17 protein-coding genes are annotated in these 16,700 nt (G+C 68.2%); 9 read left to right on the top strand and 8 right to left on the bottom strand.

Annotated features, from left to right (window positions below):
- Window positions 1-257 precede the first annotated feature (257 nt).
- Window positions 258-722 (top strand): GNAT family N-acetyltransferase, encoded by a 465-nt coding sequence (locus ACSHSS_RS22380; RefSeq protein ID WP_006402608.1) that lies wholly within the window; start codon window positions 258-260, stop codon window positions 720-722.
- Window positions 723-731: 9 nt separating this feature from the next.
- On the opposite strand, the gene ACSHSS_RS22375 is transcribed toward ACSHSS_RS22380, so the two are convergent.
- Entirely contained in the window at window positions 732-1,610 is an 879-nt protein-coding gene (locus ACSHSS_RS22375) for an AraC family transcriptional regulator (protein ID WP_006402609.1), read from the bottom strand.
- A gap of 172 nt (window positions 1,611-1,782) precedes the next feature.
- On the opposite strand from ACSHSS_RS22375, the gene rraA reads away from it, so the two are divergent.
- Together rraA and ACSHSS_RS22365 are read left to right on the top strand one after the other, a co-directional pair.
- Window positions 1,783-2,277, top strand: a complete 495-nt coding sequence (gene rraA, locus ACSHSS_RS22370; protein WP_006402610.1) for a ribonuclease E activity regulator RraA — start codon at window positions 1,783-1,785, stop codon at window positions 2,275-2,277.
- A 41-nt stretch (window positions 2,278-2,318) separates the two neighbouring features.
- Window positions 2,319-2,732, top strand: coding sequence for a gamma-glutamylcyclotransferase family protein (locus tag ACSHSS_RS22365; protein WP_006402611.1), 414 nt, complete (start codon window positions 2,319-2,321; stop codon window positions 2,730-2,732).
- A gap of 131 nt (window positions 2,733-2,863) precedes the next feature.
- Here the strand turns inward: ACSHSS_RS22365 and aceB are convergent, their stop codons facing one another.
- Both aceB and ACSHSS_RS22355 read right to left on the bottom strand, forming a co-directional pair.
- Window positions 2,864-4,456 (bottom strand): malate synthase A, encoded by a 1,593-nt coding sequence (gene aceB, locus ACSHSS_RS22360; RefSeq protein WP_006402612.1) that lies wholly within the window; start codon window positions 4,454-4,456, stop codon window positions 2,864-2,866.
- 67 nt (window positions 4,457-4,523) lie between these two features.
- A complete protein-coding gene (locus ACSHSS_RS22355) occupies window positions 4,524-5,285 on the bottom strand; it encodes a haloacid dehalogenase type II (RefSeq protein WP_445545558.1) in 762 nt (253 codons plus the stop codon).
- A 156-nt stretch (window positions 5,286-5,441) separates the two neighbouring features.
- Between ACSHSS_RS22355 and ACSHSS_RS22350 the strand changes: the two genes are divergently transcribed.
- Both ACSHSS_RS22350 and ACSHSS_RS22345 read left to right on the top strand, forming a co-directional pair.
- Window positions 5,442-6,347, top strand: a complete 906-nt coding sequence (locus ACSHSS_RS22350) for a LysR family transcriptional regulator (protein ID WP_445545557.1) — start codon at window positions 5,442-5,444, stop codon at window positions 6,345-6,347.
- Window positions 6,348-6,488: 141 nt separating this feature from the next.
- On the top strand, window positions 6,489-6,923 hold the full coding sequence (locus ACSHSS_RS22345; protein WP_006402615.1) for a universal stress protein: 435 nt from the start codon (window positions 6,489-6,491) through the stop codon (window positions 6,921-6,923).
- A 211-nt stretch (window positions 6,924-7,134) separates the two neighbouring features.
- Here the strand turns inward: ACSHSS_RS22345 and aceA are convergent, their stop codons facing one another.
- From aceA to ACSHSS_RS22330, 3 genes are all read right to left on the bottom strand, one after another.
- Window positions 7,135-8,442, bottom strand: coding sequence for an isocitrate lyase (gene aceA, locus ACSHSS_RS22340; protein ID WP_006402616.1), 1,308 nt, complete (start codon window positions 8,440-8,442; stop codon window positions 7,135-7,137).
- A 380-nt stretch (window positions 8,443-8,822) separates the two neighbouring features.
- On the bottom strand, window positions 8,823-10,340 hold the full coding sequence (locus tag ACSHSS_RS22335) for a DEAD/DEAH box helicase (protein ID WP_445545556.1): 1,518 nt from the start codon (window positions 10,338-10,340) through the stop codon (window positions 8,823-8,825).
- Between the two features lie 350 nt (window positions 10,341-10,690).
- Window positions 10,691-10,960: an acyl-CoA-binding protein gene (locus tag ACSHSS_RS22330; protein ID WP_006402618.1), complete on the bottom strand. Its 270-nt coding sequence runs from the start codon at window positions 10,958-10,960 to the stop codon at window positions 10,691-10,693.
- A 147-nt stretch (window positions 10,961-11,107) separates the two neighbouring features.
- Here ACSHSS_RS22330 and tsaB point away from each other — a divergent pair, with 147 nt between their 5' ends.
- The 4 genes from tsaB to ACSHSS_RS22310 are packed head-to-tail and all read left to right on the top strand — an operon-like array spanning window position 11,108 to window position 14,412.
- A complete protein-coding gene (gene tsaB / locus ACSHSS_RS22325) occupies window positions 11,108-11,875 on the top strand; it encodes a tRNA (adenosine(37)-N6)-threonylcarbamoyltransferase complex dimerization subunit type 1 TsaB (RefSeq protein WP_012213124.1) in 768 nt (255 codons plus the stop codon).
- Entirely contained in the window at window positions 11,872-12,369 is a 498-nt protein-coding gene (gene rimI / locus ACSHSS_RS22320) for a ribosomal protein S18-alanine N-acetyltransferase (protein WP_006402620.1), read from the top strand. The genes tsaB and rimI overlap by 4 nt, the downstream gene beginning before the upstream one ends.
- Window positions 12,356-13,432 carry a uracil-DNA glycosylase gene (locus tag ACSHSS_RS22315; RefSeq protein ID WP_445545555.1) on the top strand — a complete coding sequence of 359 codons (1,077 nt, stop codon included), beginning with the start codon at window positions 12,356-12,358 and terminating at the stop codon, window positions 13,430-13,432. Before rimI ends, ACSHSS_RS22315 begins: the two co-directional genes overlap by 14 nt.
- Window positions 13,429-14,412 (top strand): DUF1853 family protein, encoded by a 984-nt coding sequence (locus ACSHSS_RS22310; protein ID WP_445545554.1) that lies wholly within the window; start codon window positions 13,429-13,431, stop codon window positions 14,410-14,412. Before ACSHSS_RS22315 ends, ACSHSS_RS22310 begins: the two co-directional genes overlap by 4 nt.
- An 18-nt stretch (window positions 14,413-14,430) precedes the next feature.
- On the opposite strand, the gene thiD is transcribed toward ACSHSS_RS22310, so the two are convergent.
- Window positions 14,431-15,240, bottom strand: coding sequence for a bifunctional hydroxymethylpyrimidine kinase/phosphomethylpyrimidine kinase (gene thiD / locus ACSHSS_RS22305; RefSeq protein WP_054317089.1), 810 nt, complete (start codon window positions 15,238-15,240; stop codon window positions 14,431-14,433).
- Between the two features lie 58 nt (window positions 15,241-15,298).
- A complete protein-coding gene (gene lplT / locus ACSHSS_RS22300) occupies window positions 15,299-16,606 on the bottom strand; it encodes a lysophospholipid transporter LplT (protein ID WP_445545553.1) in 1,308 nt (435 codons plus the stop codon).
- Window positions 16,607-16,700: the final 94 nt, after the last annotated feature.

Here is a 16,700-nt window from a genome sequence, read left to right as displayed (position 1 = left end):
ACCGGCCTGTCACGCCGGGGGTCGCGGGTTCGAGTCCCGTCCGCTCCGCCAGAAAATGAAGAAGCCCGCCTTGTGCGGGCTTTTTCATTTGCGTTTCCGGTTGCGCCCGCTTGCGGGCGCGTGACTGCGGAGCGGAGGAAGCCGCCTGCGCGGCTTCCGGCGGGGCTCGAAGGGATGCGCCGCGCTACGAGAAATTCGCGATTGCATCCGCACGCGACTGCGCTATCGTGACGGCATGCCTTCCTGATCCCCGCGCGATGCTCGATCCGACCGACCTGCGACTCCTGTATCAGCTCCGGCCTGCGGAGCCCGGCGATTTCCCGTTCGCCGAGGCGCTCACGCACGGCAACATGGGCGGCTATTACAAGCGGCACGGGCTCGTATGGCGCAGCGACCTGTTCTACGCAAGCTGGCGCGAATCGGAGAATTTCATTCTCGAAGCCGACGGTCAGCGCATCGGCGTGCTGCGCGTGACGGAAGAGGGCGACTCGCTGCATATCCGCGACGTGCAGATCGCGGCCGGCCATCGCGGCCGCGGCGCGGGCACCTATCTGCTCGACATGTCGCATCGCTGGGCCCGTGCGCGCGGGTTGCACGAGCTGCAACTGCGCGTGTTCGTCGACAATCCGGCCGCGCGTCTATACCGCCGCATGGGTTATCAGGTGACGGGGCCGCGCCTCGCGCAGCTCGGCTCGATCCGTCACATGGTGCGGCCGGTCTGACGCGCAGGCTCAGCGCGCCGTATCGTGCGCGTCGTCGTCGCGCATGTCGTCGCTCGGTGCGACGCGCTCGGTGCCGCGGTGCTCGTATCCGCGCAGCATGAAGGCACGCGGGCTTTCGCCGAACGCGCGCCGGAACATCGCCGAGAACGCGCTCTGACTCTGGTAGCCGAGCTCGCGCGCGATATGCGACAGCGGGCGCCCCTGATTCAGCAACGGAATCGCGCGCGCCAGCAGCGCCTGTTGCCGCCATTGCGAGAAGCTCACGCCGAGTTCCTGCTTGAAGAGCCGCGAGATCGTGCGCGTGCTCGCCCCGACCTCGCTCGCCCAGTGTTCGAGCGATTCGGCGTTTGCCGGTTGCGCGAGCACCGATTCGCAGAGCGTCCGCAGCCGCTTTTCGTCGGGCATCGGCACCGCGAGCGGCAACGGCTCCGCGCGGCTCAGTTCGTCGAGCACGAGCCCGCACAGCAGGCGCTCGCGTCCGTCGCTGAGGTCGCGTGCGTCCAGTGCGACGATCAGCTCGCGCAGCAATCCCGTCACTTCGACCACGCGGCACGCGGCGAGCCCGTCCGGCACGATCGACTCGTCGATATAGAGCGTGCGCAGGTACGCCTCTTCGACGATCGCGACTTCGTGCGTGACGTGCGGCGGCACCCAGATCGCGCGGGACGGCGGCACCATCCAGGTCGTGCCGGTCGTCGCGACGCGCAGCACGCCGCGCGACGCGTACGCGAGCTGCGCCCACGCATGCGTGTGCAGCGGAATGCGGCTGCCCGCGGCGACGTGGCGCGCGCGCACGCGCATCGGGTGCGCGCGCGTCGGCGCGAACTCGGGCGGGATGTCGATGACGTCGTACGGATTCGACGCGTCGGCCGGGACGATCGGATGCATGAGCGGTTCGGACTGGAGCGGCGGGCGATGCCGTTATTGTAGAAGGGGCCGTGCAAGCGCAGGCGGCGGCTTTTGGGTCGATAATGCAGCGTTTCAATGAACTTTGTATGGGCGGGACGGCCTTCGCGTTCACCGTGCCGCAGCGCGCCCCTCGATCGAAGGAGACGAACCGATGACGTTTGCAACAACCGATCTTTGCGACGCCCACGAGGACAAACTGGCCGCCGGCACGCTGCGCGTGCTGCAGCCGGCCTTGCGGCCGTACGGCGGCGCGGCGCGCTTCGCCGGACCGGCGGCGACGCTGAAGGTGTTCGAGGACAACACGCTCGTGCGTGCGGCGCTCGAGCAGGACGGCGGCGGCCGCGTGCTCGTCGTCGACGGCGGCGCGAGCCTGCGCTGTGCGCTCGTCGGCGGCAATCTCGGCGCGCTGGCCGAGAAGAACGGATGGGCCGGCATCGTCGTGCACGGATGCGTGCGCGATGCGGCCGAACTGCGCGAATGCAAGGTCGGCGTGCTGGCACTCGCGACGCATCCGCGCAAGAGCGACAAGCGCGGCGCGGGCGAGCGCGATGTGCCGGTCACGGTGCTCGGCACGCGGATCGCGCCGGGCGAATGGATCTACGCGGATGACGACGGCGTGCTCGTGAGCGCGACGTCGTTGACCTGACCCGACGTGCGACTGCACGCGAATCGCTGAAGGAGAGATCGATGCGCTACGTATTCGTCTACGGCACGCTGAGGGCCGGCGAGATCAACGACATCGGCCTTGCGGCCGCGCGGCACGGCATTCCCGCGCCGACGCTGATCGGCGCGGCGGCGCTGCCAGGCGAACTGTACGATTTCGGCACGTATCCGGGCATGACGGCCGCGCGCGCCGGCACGTCGATCGTCTGGGGCGACGTGTACGAGATCGACGAGCGGCTGGTGCCCGTGCTCGACGAGATCGAGCGCGTGTATCCGGGCGTCGACACGCTGTTCCGTCAGGAAAGCGTGACCGTCGAACTCGGCGGCCGCCAGTATGCGTGCCTGTACTACCCGGTCGCCGCACATGCCACGGCCGACCGTCCGCGGATCGCATCGGGCGACTGGGTTCGGCATCGGCGCGAGCGCGAAGCGGCGTGAGCGACGTGAGCGTCGGCGTCCGCGCCGACGAGCCGGCCGTCGCAAAAAAGAAAGCGCCCCGCAGGGCGCTTTTTGACTTTTGACGAACGAACCGGCCGGCACGCGGCTGTGCGCCGCGGCGGCCGGCCGTATCAGATTTCCTCGTACAGCGGCAGCGTCAGGAATTCTGTGAAGCCTTCCGACGTCGACATCTGTTCGAAGATCGCCGCCGCACGCTCGTAAGGCTGCGTGTTGCCGCCGACGGAGCGCTTCACGTTCTCGAGCTCGGCCTTCGCGAACTCGCGCACGAGTTCCGCGGTGACCTTGCGGCCGTCGTCGAGCACGCCCTTCGGCGAGCGGATCCACTGCCACACCTGCGAGCGCGAGATCTCGGCGGTGGCCGCATCTTCCATCAGGTTGTGAATCGGCACGCAGCCGTTGCCGTCGAGCCACGCGCCGAGATAATGGATCCCGACGTTGATGTTGTTGCGCAGGCCCGCTTCGGTGATCGGCGCCTCGGGCTGGAAGTCGAGCAGGTTCTTGCCCTCGACCTGCACGTCGTCGCGCTGCTTGCCGATCTGGTTCGGCTTGTCGCCGAGCACCTTGACGAATTCCTCCATCGCGATCGGCACGAGGCCCGGATGCGCCACCCAGCCGCCGTCGTAGCCGTCCGTCGCATCGCGCTGCTTGTCCGAACGCACGCCGGCCATCGCCTTCTCGTTCGCTTCCGGATCGTTCTTGATCGGAATCAGCGCGCTCATCCCGCCGATCGCCGGCGCGTTGCGCTTGTGGCAGGTCTTCAGCAGCAGCAGCGCGTAGGCGCGCATGAACGGCACCGTCATCGTGATCTTCGAACGATCGGCGAGGCAGAAGTCGCGATCGTTCTTGAACTTCTTGATCGCCGAGAAGATGTAGTCCCAGCGGCCCGCGTTCAGGCCCGAGCTGTGTTCGCGCAGCTCGTAGAGGATCTCGTCCATTTCGAACGCGGCGAGGATCGTCTCGATCAGCACCGTCGCGCGGATCGTGCCGCGCGGAATGCCGATCGCTTCCTGCGCGGCGACGAAGATGTCGTTCCACAGGCGCGCCTCGAGATGGCTTTCCATCTTCGGCAGGTAGAAGTACGGGCCCGAACCGCGCGCGATCAGCTCCTTCGCGTTATGGAACAGGAACAGCGCGAAATCGAAGATGCCGCCGGACACGCGCTGGCCGTCGACCGTCACGTGCTTCTCGTCGAGGTGCCAGCCGCGCGGACGCACGATCAGCGTCGCGATCTTGTCGTTCAGCTTGTACGACTTGCCGTTCTGCTCGAGCGAGATCGTGCGGCGCACCGCGTCCTTCAGGTTGATCTGGCCGTCGATCTGGTTCGTCCAGCTCGGCGCGTTCGAATCCTCGAAGTCCGTCATGTAGGAATCGGCGCCCGAGTTCAGCGCATTGATGATCATCTTGCGCTCGACGGGGCCGGTGATCTCGACGCGGCGGCACTGCAGGTCGGCCGGCAGCGGTGCGACCTTCCAGTCGCCTTCGCGGATGGCCTTCGTCTCGGGCAGAAAATCGGGGCGCTCGCCGGCGTCGAGACGCTTCGTGCGCTCGACGCGCGCCTGCAGCAGCGCCTGGCGGCGCGGTTCGAACGCGCGATGCAGCGAAGCGACGAGCTCGAGCGCGTCGGGCGTCAGGATCGCTTCGTAACCCGGCTTGATCTCGCCGGTGATCGCCATGCCTTGCGGCAGCGTGATCGGGGTGCTCATGGGTCTCATCTCCTTGGTCGGTCAGTTGCGGTTTCGGTGAAGGGGGAAGGCGGCAGCGATGCGAACGTCATGCGCCCGGGCCGGGACGCGTGCGGTTCGCCGCTCTGCCGGACGGAGCCGGGGTGGCGAGGAATGCGTGCAGATCGGCCATGCCGGTGCCGGTGCCGTCGGGCGGCACGCCGAGTTCTTCGGCCGGTGCGCCCGTGCGGTTGAGCCAGAACGTCGTGTAGCCGAACCAGCCGGCGCCCGCGACGTCCCACGCGTTCGACGACACGAACACGATGTCGCGCGGGTTCGCGCCGAACGCGGCGGTGCCGAGCGCATAGGCGGCCGGACTCGGCTTGTACGCGCGCACGGCGTCGGCCGACAGCACGCGATCGAACAGGCCGGTCATGCCGGCGCTCTTGATCGCGATGTCGAGCATCTGCGGATTGCCGTTCGACAGGATCGCGAGCGGCGGACGCGGCTCCAGCGCGCGCAGCTTGCGCAGCGCGGGCACCGTATCGGGATAGGTGGACAGACACGCGTATTCGTCCATCAGCCGCTTTTCGGCCGCGCTGTTCAGCGCGACGCCGAGCGAGCGCGCAGCAAAGCGCAGCGCGTCGAGCGTGATGTCGCGAAACGGGCGATAGTGCGCACCGGCCGGATCGGCGAGCGTGCGCAGCTGCGAGTATTCGATTTGTTTGCGTCGCCACAGCTGCGACAACCGTTCCCCGCGACCGGGGAACATCTGCTCAGCCGCAGCCACGACGGCATGCACGTCGAACAACGTGCCGAATGCGTCGAACAGGATGGCGTCGGGAGAGGAGAGTGTCGTTGTGGCCGACATAGCCTTGCGCTCCAATTTCAGAGGTCGAGTCGATTCTATTCGTGATCGCTGGTGTCAAAAAAGACGCTAATCATCACTTGATCTTTTACTTTCATATACCTAATCTTGAGCCGCTTCAGTCATCAGAGCGGGACGGCGTGCCGTCCCTTTCGATTCATGGACCGGTTCAAACAGATCGAAACGTTCGTCGCGGTCGCGGCGAAAGGCAGCCTGTCGGCGGCCGCGCACGCGGAGGGCGTCGCGCCGGCGATCATCGGCCGCCGTCTCGACGCGCTCGAGGAGCGGCTCGGCGTCAAGCTGCTCGTGCGCACGACGCGCAAGCTCACGCTGACCTTCGAGGGCTCCGCATTCCTCGAGGATTGCCAGCGCATCATCAACGACATGCAGAACGCGGAAGCGAGCGTGTCCGCCGGCGGCGTGAAGGCGAGCGGCCATTTGCGCATCACGGCGCCGGCCGGCTTCGGCCGCCGCCACGTCGCGCCGCTCGTGCCCGACTTCAGCGGCGCGCATCCGGACGTGTCGGTCACGCTCGATCTGTCGGACCGGATGGTCGACCTCGTCAACGAAGGTTTCGATTGCGCGGTGCGGCTCGGCGAGCTGCCCGATTCGTCGCTCGTGTCGCTGAAGCTCGGCGAGAACCGGCGCGTGTGCGTCGCGTCGCCCGCGTATCTCGCGCGGCGGGGCACGCCGACGACGCTCGCGGAACTCGCGCGCCACAACTGCCTCGCGCTCGCCGCGAACGCGAACCAGCAGCGCGGCTGGACATTCCAGGAAGACGACAAGGTCGTGTCGATCCGCGTGAGCGGCACGATGGAGTGCTCCGACGGCGCGGTGCTGCACGAGTGGTGCCTGGCCGGCCACGGTCTGGCATGGCGATCGTGGTGGGAAGTCGGCGACGACATCGCGGCCGGCCGCCTCGTCAGCGTGCTCGACGCGTTCGCGGCGCCGCCGATCGGCATTCACGCCGTGTTTCCGCAGCGCCGGCACCTGCCGCTGCGCGTGCGGCTGTTTCTCGATTACCTGAAGCACACGTACGAGCGGCCCGGTTATTGGAGCGAATAGCGTCGCGCGGCAACATGCGGGCCAATCCGCTGCCGCCGCTGCCGCGTCGCGCACTACAATCGAAACAGGCAGGCGCGCGGCGTCGCGACGAGCAGGGACGGCGCGGCGGCGCGCGGCATGCCATTGACGCAGGAGGGCGCGATGTTCCGGCACATCCTCGTTCCAACCGACGGTTCCGAACTGTCGAAGAAGGCGATCGACGGCGCGATCGATCTGGCCCGCGCGGTCAATGCACGCGTGACCGCGTATGCGTGCCTGCCGCAGTATCCGTATTCGCCGTTTTCCGAAGTGATCATCGAGCCGCCCGCCGATTTCCGGGCGCGCAGCGAGCGCGAGGCACGCGCGCATCTCGACGAAGTCGAAACGGCCGCGAAGGCGGCGGGTGTCGTCTGCGATACGTGGACGAGCGTGCATCCGTCGCCGTACCTCGGGATCATCGAGGCGGCCGAGCGCGGCGGCTGCGACGTGATTTTCATGGCGTCGCACGGACGTCGCGGGCTCGGCAGCCTGCTGATCGGCAGCGAGACGCAGCGCGTGCTGACTCATACGAAGATTCCGGTGATCGTCTATCGGTGATCGCGGTGCCGGCGCTGCGCGTGGCGCATGGCCGGCGCCGAAAAAAGGCGCGCCGGACGGTGCCGGCGCGCGTCGTAGCAAGCGGCCCGCAGGCCGCGCGGCCGGTCGCGTGGAGCGCGCCGGCCGTCTCCTCCCTGGTTCTCGTTCTGTCGTCGCCGCCGCTGGCGGCCCGGTCCCGGGCGCGACAGCGGCGGCGCGTGGCGCGCGACGCTTACGCGACCTTCTTGCCGTCGAAGAACTGCTCGTCTTCGGTCGAGCCGTGCAGGGCAGTCGTCGACGCTTCGCGCTCGACCGTCTGCGTGACCGCGTCGAAGTAGCCGGTACCGACTTCGCGCTGGTGCTTGACCGCCGTGAAGCCCTTGTCGGCCGCCGCGAACTCGGCCTGCTGCAGCTCGACGAACGCGCTCATCTGCGTGCGTGCATAGCCGTGCGCGAGGTTGAACATCGAGTAGTTCAGCGCGTGGAAGCCGGCGAGCGTGATGAACTGGAACTTGTAGCCCATCGCGCCGAGCTCCTTCTGGAACTTCGCGATCGTCGCGTCGTCGAGGTTCTTCTTCCAGTTGAACGACGGCGAGCAGTTGTACGACAGCAGCTTGCCCGGGAACTGCTTGTGGATCGCTTCCGCGAACTTCTTCGCGTATTCGAGATCCGGCTTGCCGGTTTCGCACCAGATCAGATCGGCGTACGGCGCATACGCGAGGCCGCGCGACACGGCCTGCTCGAGGCCCGGTTTCGTGCGGAAGAAGCCTTCGACCGTGCGCTCGCCGGTCAGGAACGGCTTGTCGTTGTCGTCGATGTCGGACGTGATGAGGTCAGCGGCTTCCGCGTCGGTACGTGCGACGAGCACGGTCGGCGTGCCCATCACGTCGGCCGCGAGACGCGCGGCCGAGAGCTTCGCGACCGCTTCGCGCGTCGGCACGAGCACCTTGCCGCCCATGTGGCCGCACTTCTTGACCGATGCGAGCTGGTCTTCGAAGTGCACGCCCGATGCGCCTGCCTCGATCATCGCCTTCATCAGCTCGAATGCGTTCAGCACGCCGCCGAAACCGGCTTCCGCGTCGGCGACGATCGGCGCGAAGAAGTCGACATAGCCTTCGTCGCCCGGGTTCTTGCCTTCCGACCACTGGATCTGGTCCGCGCGCGTCAGCGTGTTGTTGATGCGCTTCACGACGAGCGGCACCGAGTTCGCCGGATACAGCGACTGGTCCGGATACATCTCGCCGGCGACGTTCGCATCGCCCGCGACCTGCCAGCCGGACAGGTAGATCGCCTTCAGGCCGGCCTTGACCTGCTGCATCGCCTGGTTGCCGGTCAGCGCGCCGAGCGCGTTGACGAACGGCTCGTTGTTGATCAGCTCCCACAGCTTTTCGGCGCCGCGCTTCGCGAGCGTGTGCTCGACCTGGATCGAGCCGCGCAGGCGCACCACGTCTTCAGCCGTGTAGCTGCGCTTGATGCCCTTCCAGCGCGGATCGGTTTCCCATTGCTTTTGCAGTTCCTGTGCCTGTTGCTGACGCGACATGATGAGCTCCTTGAAGTGGTGTGTTGCCTATCGGTTGAATCGGACGGTGGTGATGCTGTTCGCGAAGCCGGCTGTGCTGCGTTCCGTTTCGTGAAGTCTTGTATAAGAGTCTAGGCAAATCGCGTCGCGCGAAACAGGGGCTATGTCGGGATGGTTTGAAATTTTTATTCTTTGAAAATCATGTATTTATGATCGACGTTTCGCGATGAGAAACGCCTTTTTTTATCCTGCAATCGGCACGGTTGTGCCACGCAGCATGATTTTTTACGAGACAAAAGATTTTTTCGTATCGTGAAAAGCGGGGCGAGACGAAAAAAAACCGGCGCGGATGCGCCGGTCGATCGGATGCGCGGGGCGGCTCGCAAGCCGCCCGTGTGCACTTACGACGCGGAATTGCTGCGTCGCGGGCCGCTGCTGCGCTGACCGTCACGACGGCCGCCGTCGCGGCTCGCGCCCGGCTTGCCGCTCCAGCCGCCGCCGTTGCCGCCGCCATAGCTGCGGCCGTGACCGCCGTGGCCGCCGCCCGGCTTGCCGCCGAGACGTCGACCGCCGTTACCGCCGCCCGGGCGGCCGCGGCCGTTGCCGCGATCGTTGCGCGGCGGCGTCTTGCGCGGCTCGAAGCCTTCGATCACGTTGACCGGCAGCGGCGAACGCACGAAGCGCTCGATGCGCTTGAGCGCGCCTTGCTCCGCGTGATGCACGAGGCTCACCGCGATTCCCGAACGGCCCGCGCGGCCCGTACGGCCGATCCGGTGCACGTAGTCTTCCGCGAACTTCGGCAGATCGTAGTTGAACACGTGCGTGATGCCCGGAATGTCGATGCCGCGCGCCGCGACGTCGGTCGCGACCAGCACGCGCACGCGGCGCTCGCGCAGCGCACGGATCGTGCGGTTACGCGCGCCCTGCGGCAGGTCGCCGTGCAGCGCGGCCGACTGGAAGCCGGCGTCGGCGAGGCGGCCGGCCAGCTGATCGGCGTCGATCTTGGTCGCCGTGAAGATGATCGCCTGGTCGAGCGCGGCGTCGCGCAGCAGGTGATCGAGCAGGCGATCCTTGTGGTCGCGGTCGTCGACGTAGTGGACCGTCTGCGCGATGTTCGCGCGCGATTCGAGGCGCTGCTGGATCTCGATGCGCTCCGGATCCTTCAGCAGGCGGCTCGTCAGCGAGCCGATCTTGCCGTCGAGCGTGGCCGAGAACAGCATCGTCTGGCGCGACTCGGGCGTTGCCTCGACGATCGTTTCGATGTCTTCGATGAAGCCCATGTCGAGCATGCGGTCGGCTTCGTCGAGCACGAGCATCTTCAGCTCGGACAGGTCGATGCGGCCGCGCTCGAGGTGATCGAGCAGGCGGCCCGGCGTCGCGACCAGGATTTCCGGGTTCTTCGCGAGCAGCATCAGCTGCTGGCCGTAGGCGACGCCGCCGAGGATGCTGACCGTGCGCAGGCGCTTCAGATGCTTGCCGTACGTCGATGCGGCGGTCGTTACCTGCATCGCGAGTTCGCGGGTCGGCGTCAGCACGAGCAGGCCCGGGCGCGCGACGGGTTGCGGACGGCGCGCACGGCGCTCGCCCTGGTTCGCTTCGCGCGGCGCGCGCGGTTGCTGCGCCTGCGCTTTCTGGAGCTGCGCGAAACGCTCGATCGCGGGCAGCATGAAGGCGGCCGTCTTGCCCGAACCGGTCGGGCTCGACACCAGCAGGTCGCGGCCGGCGATGCCGGCCGGAATCGCGCGCTGCTGAACCGGCGTCGGCTTCACGTAGCCGGCGGCCTGCAGCGCGGAGACGATCTCCGGCGACAGCCCGAGCGACGCGAAGCTCGGTTCGTCGGCGGCCGGTGCGGCGGCGTCGAGACCGAGCGCCTGGTCGGCGATCGCGTTGAGCGGGCTGGAGTTGATGCTCGAAGTCATAACAATCCTTGAAACACAGTGGGTGAAACGTCGGCGCCAATCGCGCATACCCAAGTCGTCGGATTCAGCGAGCAAATCGGGAAACGGGTGCAATCCGCCGAACGGACGGCGGACGGAGGCATTAGAAGCTGTTTTGGGTGCGGCGCGCTGCAGGAGCGGGACCGCCAGCCTGATAAGTGACGACCGCAAGGGCCGAAGCAGGAGGGGACAGGTTCTAAACCGGATTGGAGCTTAACGCTACGTGGCGTCCGGCCGGAGCGGCCTACAGGCCGAGCGCGGAAGTGACGCAGCCAGCATTGTAACGAATTTTGCTGCGCTGCGCCACCGGTTTGAAGGCCGAGGGCCGGCGGTCAGGAAGCGGTGCCGTTCTTCAGCGATTCGACGAGTTCGATGTACTGCTGCTTCGCGGTGTCCTGCGGCGTGCCCTTCAACGCTTCCCACGCGTCGTACTTGTATTTGCCGACGATGTCGGTGAAGCCGGGCTTGTCGCCGTGGACGTCGCCGTCGGTCGCCTGCTTGAACAGCGCGTACAGCCGCAGCAGCGTCAGATTGCCGGGCCGCTCGGTCAGTTGCTTCACGTCGATCTGGGCCTGATCGAATCGGGCGGTGAGGTCGCTCATCGGGTGTCTCCGTAAGGGTTTCGAGTCGGCCGATCTTAACAAGCGGGCCGTCGCGCAGGGTCGAGCGATCCTTCCAAACCGCCGACGGCCGCGCCTGCACGCGAAGATCGGCCGCGATCGCCCGTCAGGGCGGGGCGCCGCATTACAATGTCGGCCATGACGCAAACAGTGCTCCTCGCCATCGATACGTCGACCGAATACTGCTCGGTCGCGCTGCTGCGCTCGGCCCCGGCCGATGCCGCCGTTTCTTCCCCGCAAACCTGGTTCCGTCACGAGATGACGGGTGCCGTGTCGAGCACGCGCGTGCTGCCGGCGATCCAGGAGCTCTTCGCCGAATCCGGCCTCACGCTCGCCGACTGCGACGCGATCGCGTTCGGCGCCGGCCCCGGCTCGTTTACGGGCCTGCGTACGGCCACCGGCATCGCGCAGGGCCTCGCGTTCGGGCGCGGGCTGCCGGTCGTGCCGATCGGCACGCTGCTCGCATGCGCCGAGCACGCGCGGTTGCGCGCGCCCGGCACGACGCGCGTGCTGGCGGCGCTCGACGCGCGGATGGACGAAGCGTACTGGGCCGACTTCGCCTGGGACGACGAGGCGCACGACTGGCGCACGCTGCATCCGGCGTCGCTCGACGCGCCGGCGGCGGTCGGCGTGCCCGATGCGCCGTTTACGCTCGCCGGCAACGCGGCTGCCGCGTTCGGCGCGCAATTGCCCGCGGCCGCGCGCGCGACGACGATCGACGGCGCAGCGCTGCCGCATGCGCTCGCGGTCGCGCATGCGGCGCTGCGCGCGTTCCGCGCAGGGCGTGTCGTGCCGGCCGATCAGGCTGCGCCGGAATACGTGCGCGACAAGGTCGCGCAGACGACAGCCGAGCGGATCGCGGCGCGCGCAGCGCGCACGGACGGGGCGCAGGGATGACGGGCGTCCTGCTGAGCGACCGTTATCTGTCGCCGATGACGGATGCCGATCTCGACGAAGTCGTCGCGATCGAGCAGGCCGCCTACGAATTCCCGTGGAGCCGCGGCAACTTCGAGGATTCGCTGCGCAACGGCTACTTCGGCGTGTGCCTGCGTCACGTGACGGGCACGCTCGTCGGCTATTGCGTGCTGATGCCCGTCATCGACGAGATGCATCTGCTGAATCTCTGCGTCGCGCCCGCCGCGCAGCGCTCGGGCGCCGGTCTCGCGCTGCTGCGCGAAGCCGTGCGCATCGCGCGCGCGGAGCGGCTCGACGGCGTGCTGCTCGAAGTGCGGCCGTCGAATCCGCGCGCGATCCAGCTGTACGAGCGTTTCGGCTTCGTGACGATCGGCCGGCGCAAGAACTACTATCCGGCGCGGCATCGCAGCCGAGAGGACGCGATCGTGATGCGTCTGACGCTGAACAAGGACGGAGGCGCGCATGGCGTGGGCTGAAGCGGCGCTCGAGGAGATGGGCCTCGCGCAGATCTGGGTACGGCGCGGCCAGCGCGCGAGCGGCGGGGCGGCCGACGATGCGGCCGTCGCGGCGCAGTCGGAAGCCGCCGGCGCCGGCGCGGCGACCGTTGCGGCCGCATCGGACGCGGTGCCGTCGCGGCCCGCGGCGGCGCGCGAAGCACACGAGAAGGCGGCCCAACCGGTCGCGCGTCGGGCGGACGACGATGCGTCGACAGGCGCGCCGATGCGCGCTGCTGCGCCCGTCGCCGATGGCGATCCTGTCGACACGCCGCGTGCGCCGCAGCCGGCCGATGACGTGCCCGGCGTGCTCACTGCGATCGCGTCGGCCCAGGCCGCCTCGCCGTCCGCCGACATGCCGCCCGTCGCCGACGACGATTTCGCGTGGTTCGACGCCGCGCCGCCCGGCGATTCGGCAACGGCTGCCGAGCCGCGCGCGGCCGAAGCGCCGGTCGCCATGCTCGAGTGGGACGCACTCGCCGCGCGCGTCGCCGACTGCACGCGCTGCCGCCTGTGCGAGAAGCGGACGAACACGGTATTCGGCGTCGGCGACCGCGAAGCGGACTGGATGCTGATCGGCGAGGCGCCGGGCGAAAACGAGGACAAGCAGGGCGAGCCGTTCGTCGGTCAGGCCGGCAAGCTGCTCGACAACATGCTGCGCTCGCTGTCGCTGCAGCGCGGCGAGAACGTGTACATCGCGAACGTGATCAAGTGCCGGCCGCCGGGCAACCGCAATCCGGAGCCGGACGAGGTCGCGCGCTGCGAGCCGTATCTGCAGCGGCAGGTCGCGCTGGTCAAGCCGAAGCTGATCGTCGCGCTCGGCCGCTTCGCCGCGCAGACGCTGCTGAAGACGGACGCGAGCATCGCATCGTTGCGCGGCCGCGTGCACGCTTACGAAGGCGTGCCGGTGATCGTCACGTACCACCCCGCGTATCTGCTGCGCAGCCTGCCGGACAAGGCGAAGGCATGGGCGGACCTGTGCCTGGCGCGCGACACGTTCGCGGCGTCGCCCGCTCCCGACGCGCCGCCGCCGGCCGCGCCATGAGCGGGCGCGCGGCGTTCGCCTTCGTCGATACGCTGCGCGACGTCGCGGTCCGCGACCTCGGGTGGCTGCTCGCCAGTCCGAGCCTGCTGAGCGCCGCGCCCGGCGCGCCGCTGGCGCAGCCATGGTCGACCGCGGCCGAGCAGAGCGCCGCCGAAGCATGGCTCGCGGCGCTCGACGCGTCGCCCGCGCCGCTGCATCGTGCGCTCGAGGGGCTGCGCCCGGTGCGGCTCGGCCGCTATGCGGAATGCCTGCTCGAATATTTCCTCGCACACGGCCCGTCGCTGTCGCTCGTCGCGGCCAATCTGCCGCTGCGCACGCATGGCCACACGCTCGGCGAAGTCGACTTTCTCGTCGATGCACGGGACGGCCGCCGCTTGCATTGGGAACTCGCGGTGAAGTGTTATCTATGCGCACCGGTGCAGGAGCGTGCGACGCTGGCCGATTTCGTCGGACCGAACCTCGTCGACCGGTTCGATCGCAAACGCAGCCGGCTCGTCGAGCATCAGCTGACGCTGAGTCGCCGCGACGGCTTCGCGCGGCTCGGCTACGGTCCCTTGTCCGAGGCGCAGATGTTCGTGAAGGGCTGGCTGTTCTATCCGCATCGCGCACCGGTGCCGCCCGTCTCGGCCGACATCGCGCCGGATCATCCGCGCGGCTTCTGGCTCGCGCATGCGCAGTGGGCGGAATGGGCCGCCGCGCAGCCGGCGGACGCTGCCTGGAGCGTCCTGCCGCGGCTCGCCTGGCTCGCGCCGCGGCGGATCGCGGCAAACGAGGCAAGCGCGGCAAGCGCCGGCACGCCGCCCGTGCCGTTCGCCGACACGCGCGCGTTGCCGGCGGCGCTGTCCGAGCGCCCGGCGCCCGCGCTGATCGGTGTTTACAAAGCGGAATCGGACGGCACGTGGTACGAGACGGCGCGCGGCTTCATCGTGCCGGACGACTGGCCGGCGCGCGCGCAGGCCTTTGCCGCGCTGGCCGGCTGAGCGAGCCCCGGCGCGGGCTCACCACCAGCGATGGAAATGGTGGACGGGGCCGACGCCGTGGCCGACGTCGAGCTGCCCGCTCGCGGCGATTGCGCCGGTCAGATAGGCCTTCGCTTCGCGCACCGCGCTTTCGAGGTCGGGCTGCTGCGGCAGCAGTGCGGCGATCGCGGACGACAGCGTGCAGCCCGTACCGTGCGTATTGCTGACCGGCACGCGCGCACCGTCGAGCCGCACGGCGCCCGCCTGCGCGACGAGCCAGTCGGGGCTCGCGGCCGCATCGGGCAGGTGGCCGCCTTTCATCAGCACCGCGCGTGCGCCGGTTTGCAGCAGCGCGCGGCCTTGGCGCACCATGTCGTCTTCGGTCGTCGCGGGCGCGTCGCCGAGCAGCGCGGCCGCTTCCGGTAGGTTCGGCGTGACGACCGTCGCAAGCGGCAGCAGCGCGTCGCGCAGTGCGTCGACCGCGTCGGGCGCGAGCAGCGCATGCGCGCTCTTCGAGATCATCACCGTGTCGAGCACGACGAAGCGCGGCGCGTAACGCCGCAGCGCGTCGGCGACGGCGTGCACGATCGGCGCGTTCGCGAGCATGCCGATCTTCACGGCGTCGATGCGGATGTCGCCGAACACCGCGTCGAGCTGCGCGGTCACGAACGCGGGATCGGGCGCGTGCACGCCCGTGACGCCGCGCGTGTTCTGCGCGGTCAGCGCGGTGATCGCGCTCGCGCCGTATGCGCCGAGTGCGGAGAACGTCTTCAGGTCGGCCTGGATGCCGGCGCCGCCGCCGGAGTCGGAGCCGGCGATCGTCAGCACGTTGGGTATCGGATGCGTCATGATGGCAACGCGCCGGCTCGACGGCCGGCGCGAACGGACGGAAACGGGAAGTGTAGCGTCAGTGCCGCGATTCGCCGATCAGCGCGACCGAATCGAACTGGCGCTGGTTCGCCTGATGGCGGCGCATCACGAGCCACATCGTCAGGCACACGAACGTGCCGAACAGCACGATTACGACGCCGACCGGCACGTCGAGCCAGACGAGCACCGCATAGAGGCAGAGCATCACGAGCACCGACAGGTTCTCGTTGAAGTTCTGCACCGCGATCGAATGGCCGGCCGACAGCAGCACGTGGCCGCGATGCTGCAGCAGCGCATTCATCGGAACGACGAAGTAGCCCGACAGCGCGCCGACGCCGATCAGGAAGACGTAGGCGACGATCAGATACACGGGCAGGCGCAGACGGCCGATGTGCAGCGCCCAGTGCGACGGAAACAGGTCGCGCGTGTAGAACGCCATCAGCATCACCGCGATGCCCATCATGATGCCGACGGGCAGCACCGTCAGCGACTTCTTTAGCGGAATCCGCCCCGCGGCGGCGATCGCGCCGCCCGCGACGCCGACCGCGACCACGGCCTGCAGGATCGCGCCTTCGGACAGCGTCATGCCGAGCGAGACCTCGGCCCATTTCAGCACGATGAACTGCAGCGTCGCGCCGGCGCCCCAGAACAGTGTCGTGACCGCGAGCGAGATCTGGCCGAGCTTGTCGCGCCAGAGCACCATGAAGCAGTCGGCGAAATCGGTGACGAGCTTGACGGGCCCGCGCTCCTGTTTCGGATAGCGCGCGCCGGTATCGGGAATGCGCAGGTTGAACAGCGCGGCGATCACGTACAGCGCCATGATGATGGCCATCGCCGCTTCGGCCGGCGTACCGATCCACGACGGCGTGTGCGCGATCACGTGCGATGCGATATGCGGGCTGATCAGCGCGCCGCCGAGCACGGTACCGAGAATGATCGAGCTGACCGTCGTGCCTTCGATCCAGCCGTTCGCGGCGACGAGCCGGTCGGCCGGCAGCAGCTCGGTCAGAATGCCGTATTTGGCGGGCGAGTAGGCGGCCGCGCCGAAGCCGACGATGCCGTACGCGAGCAGCGGATGCGCGCCGAACAGCATGATGAGGCAGCCGACCACCTTGATCGAATTGGTGATGAACATCACGCGGCCCTTCGGACGGGAATCGGCGAACGCGCCGACGTACGCCGCGAGCACCACATAGGACAACACGAAGAACAGCTTGAGCAGCGGTGTCATCCAGTTCGGGGCGTGGAGGTCTTTCAGCAGGGCGATGGCGGCGATGAGAAGCGCATTGTCGGCCAACGACGAGAAAAACTGCGCGGCCATGATGGTGTAAAAACCTTTTTTCATCTGATGCGATGCTTTCGTCGCTGCGGCTTGGCCGCGTAGGCCGCCAGGTATGCGATCGGCTTATTCCGTTCGAAATGGGTTGTGCGCACGGCTT

This window comes from Burkholderia sp. BC1 (genome assembly GCF_052683555.1).
The sequence above is the reverse complement of the archived record's forward strand: the minus strand, read 5'-3'. Positions and strand labels throughout refer to the sequence as shown.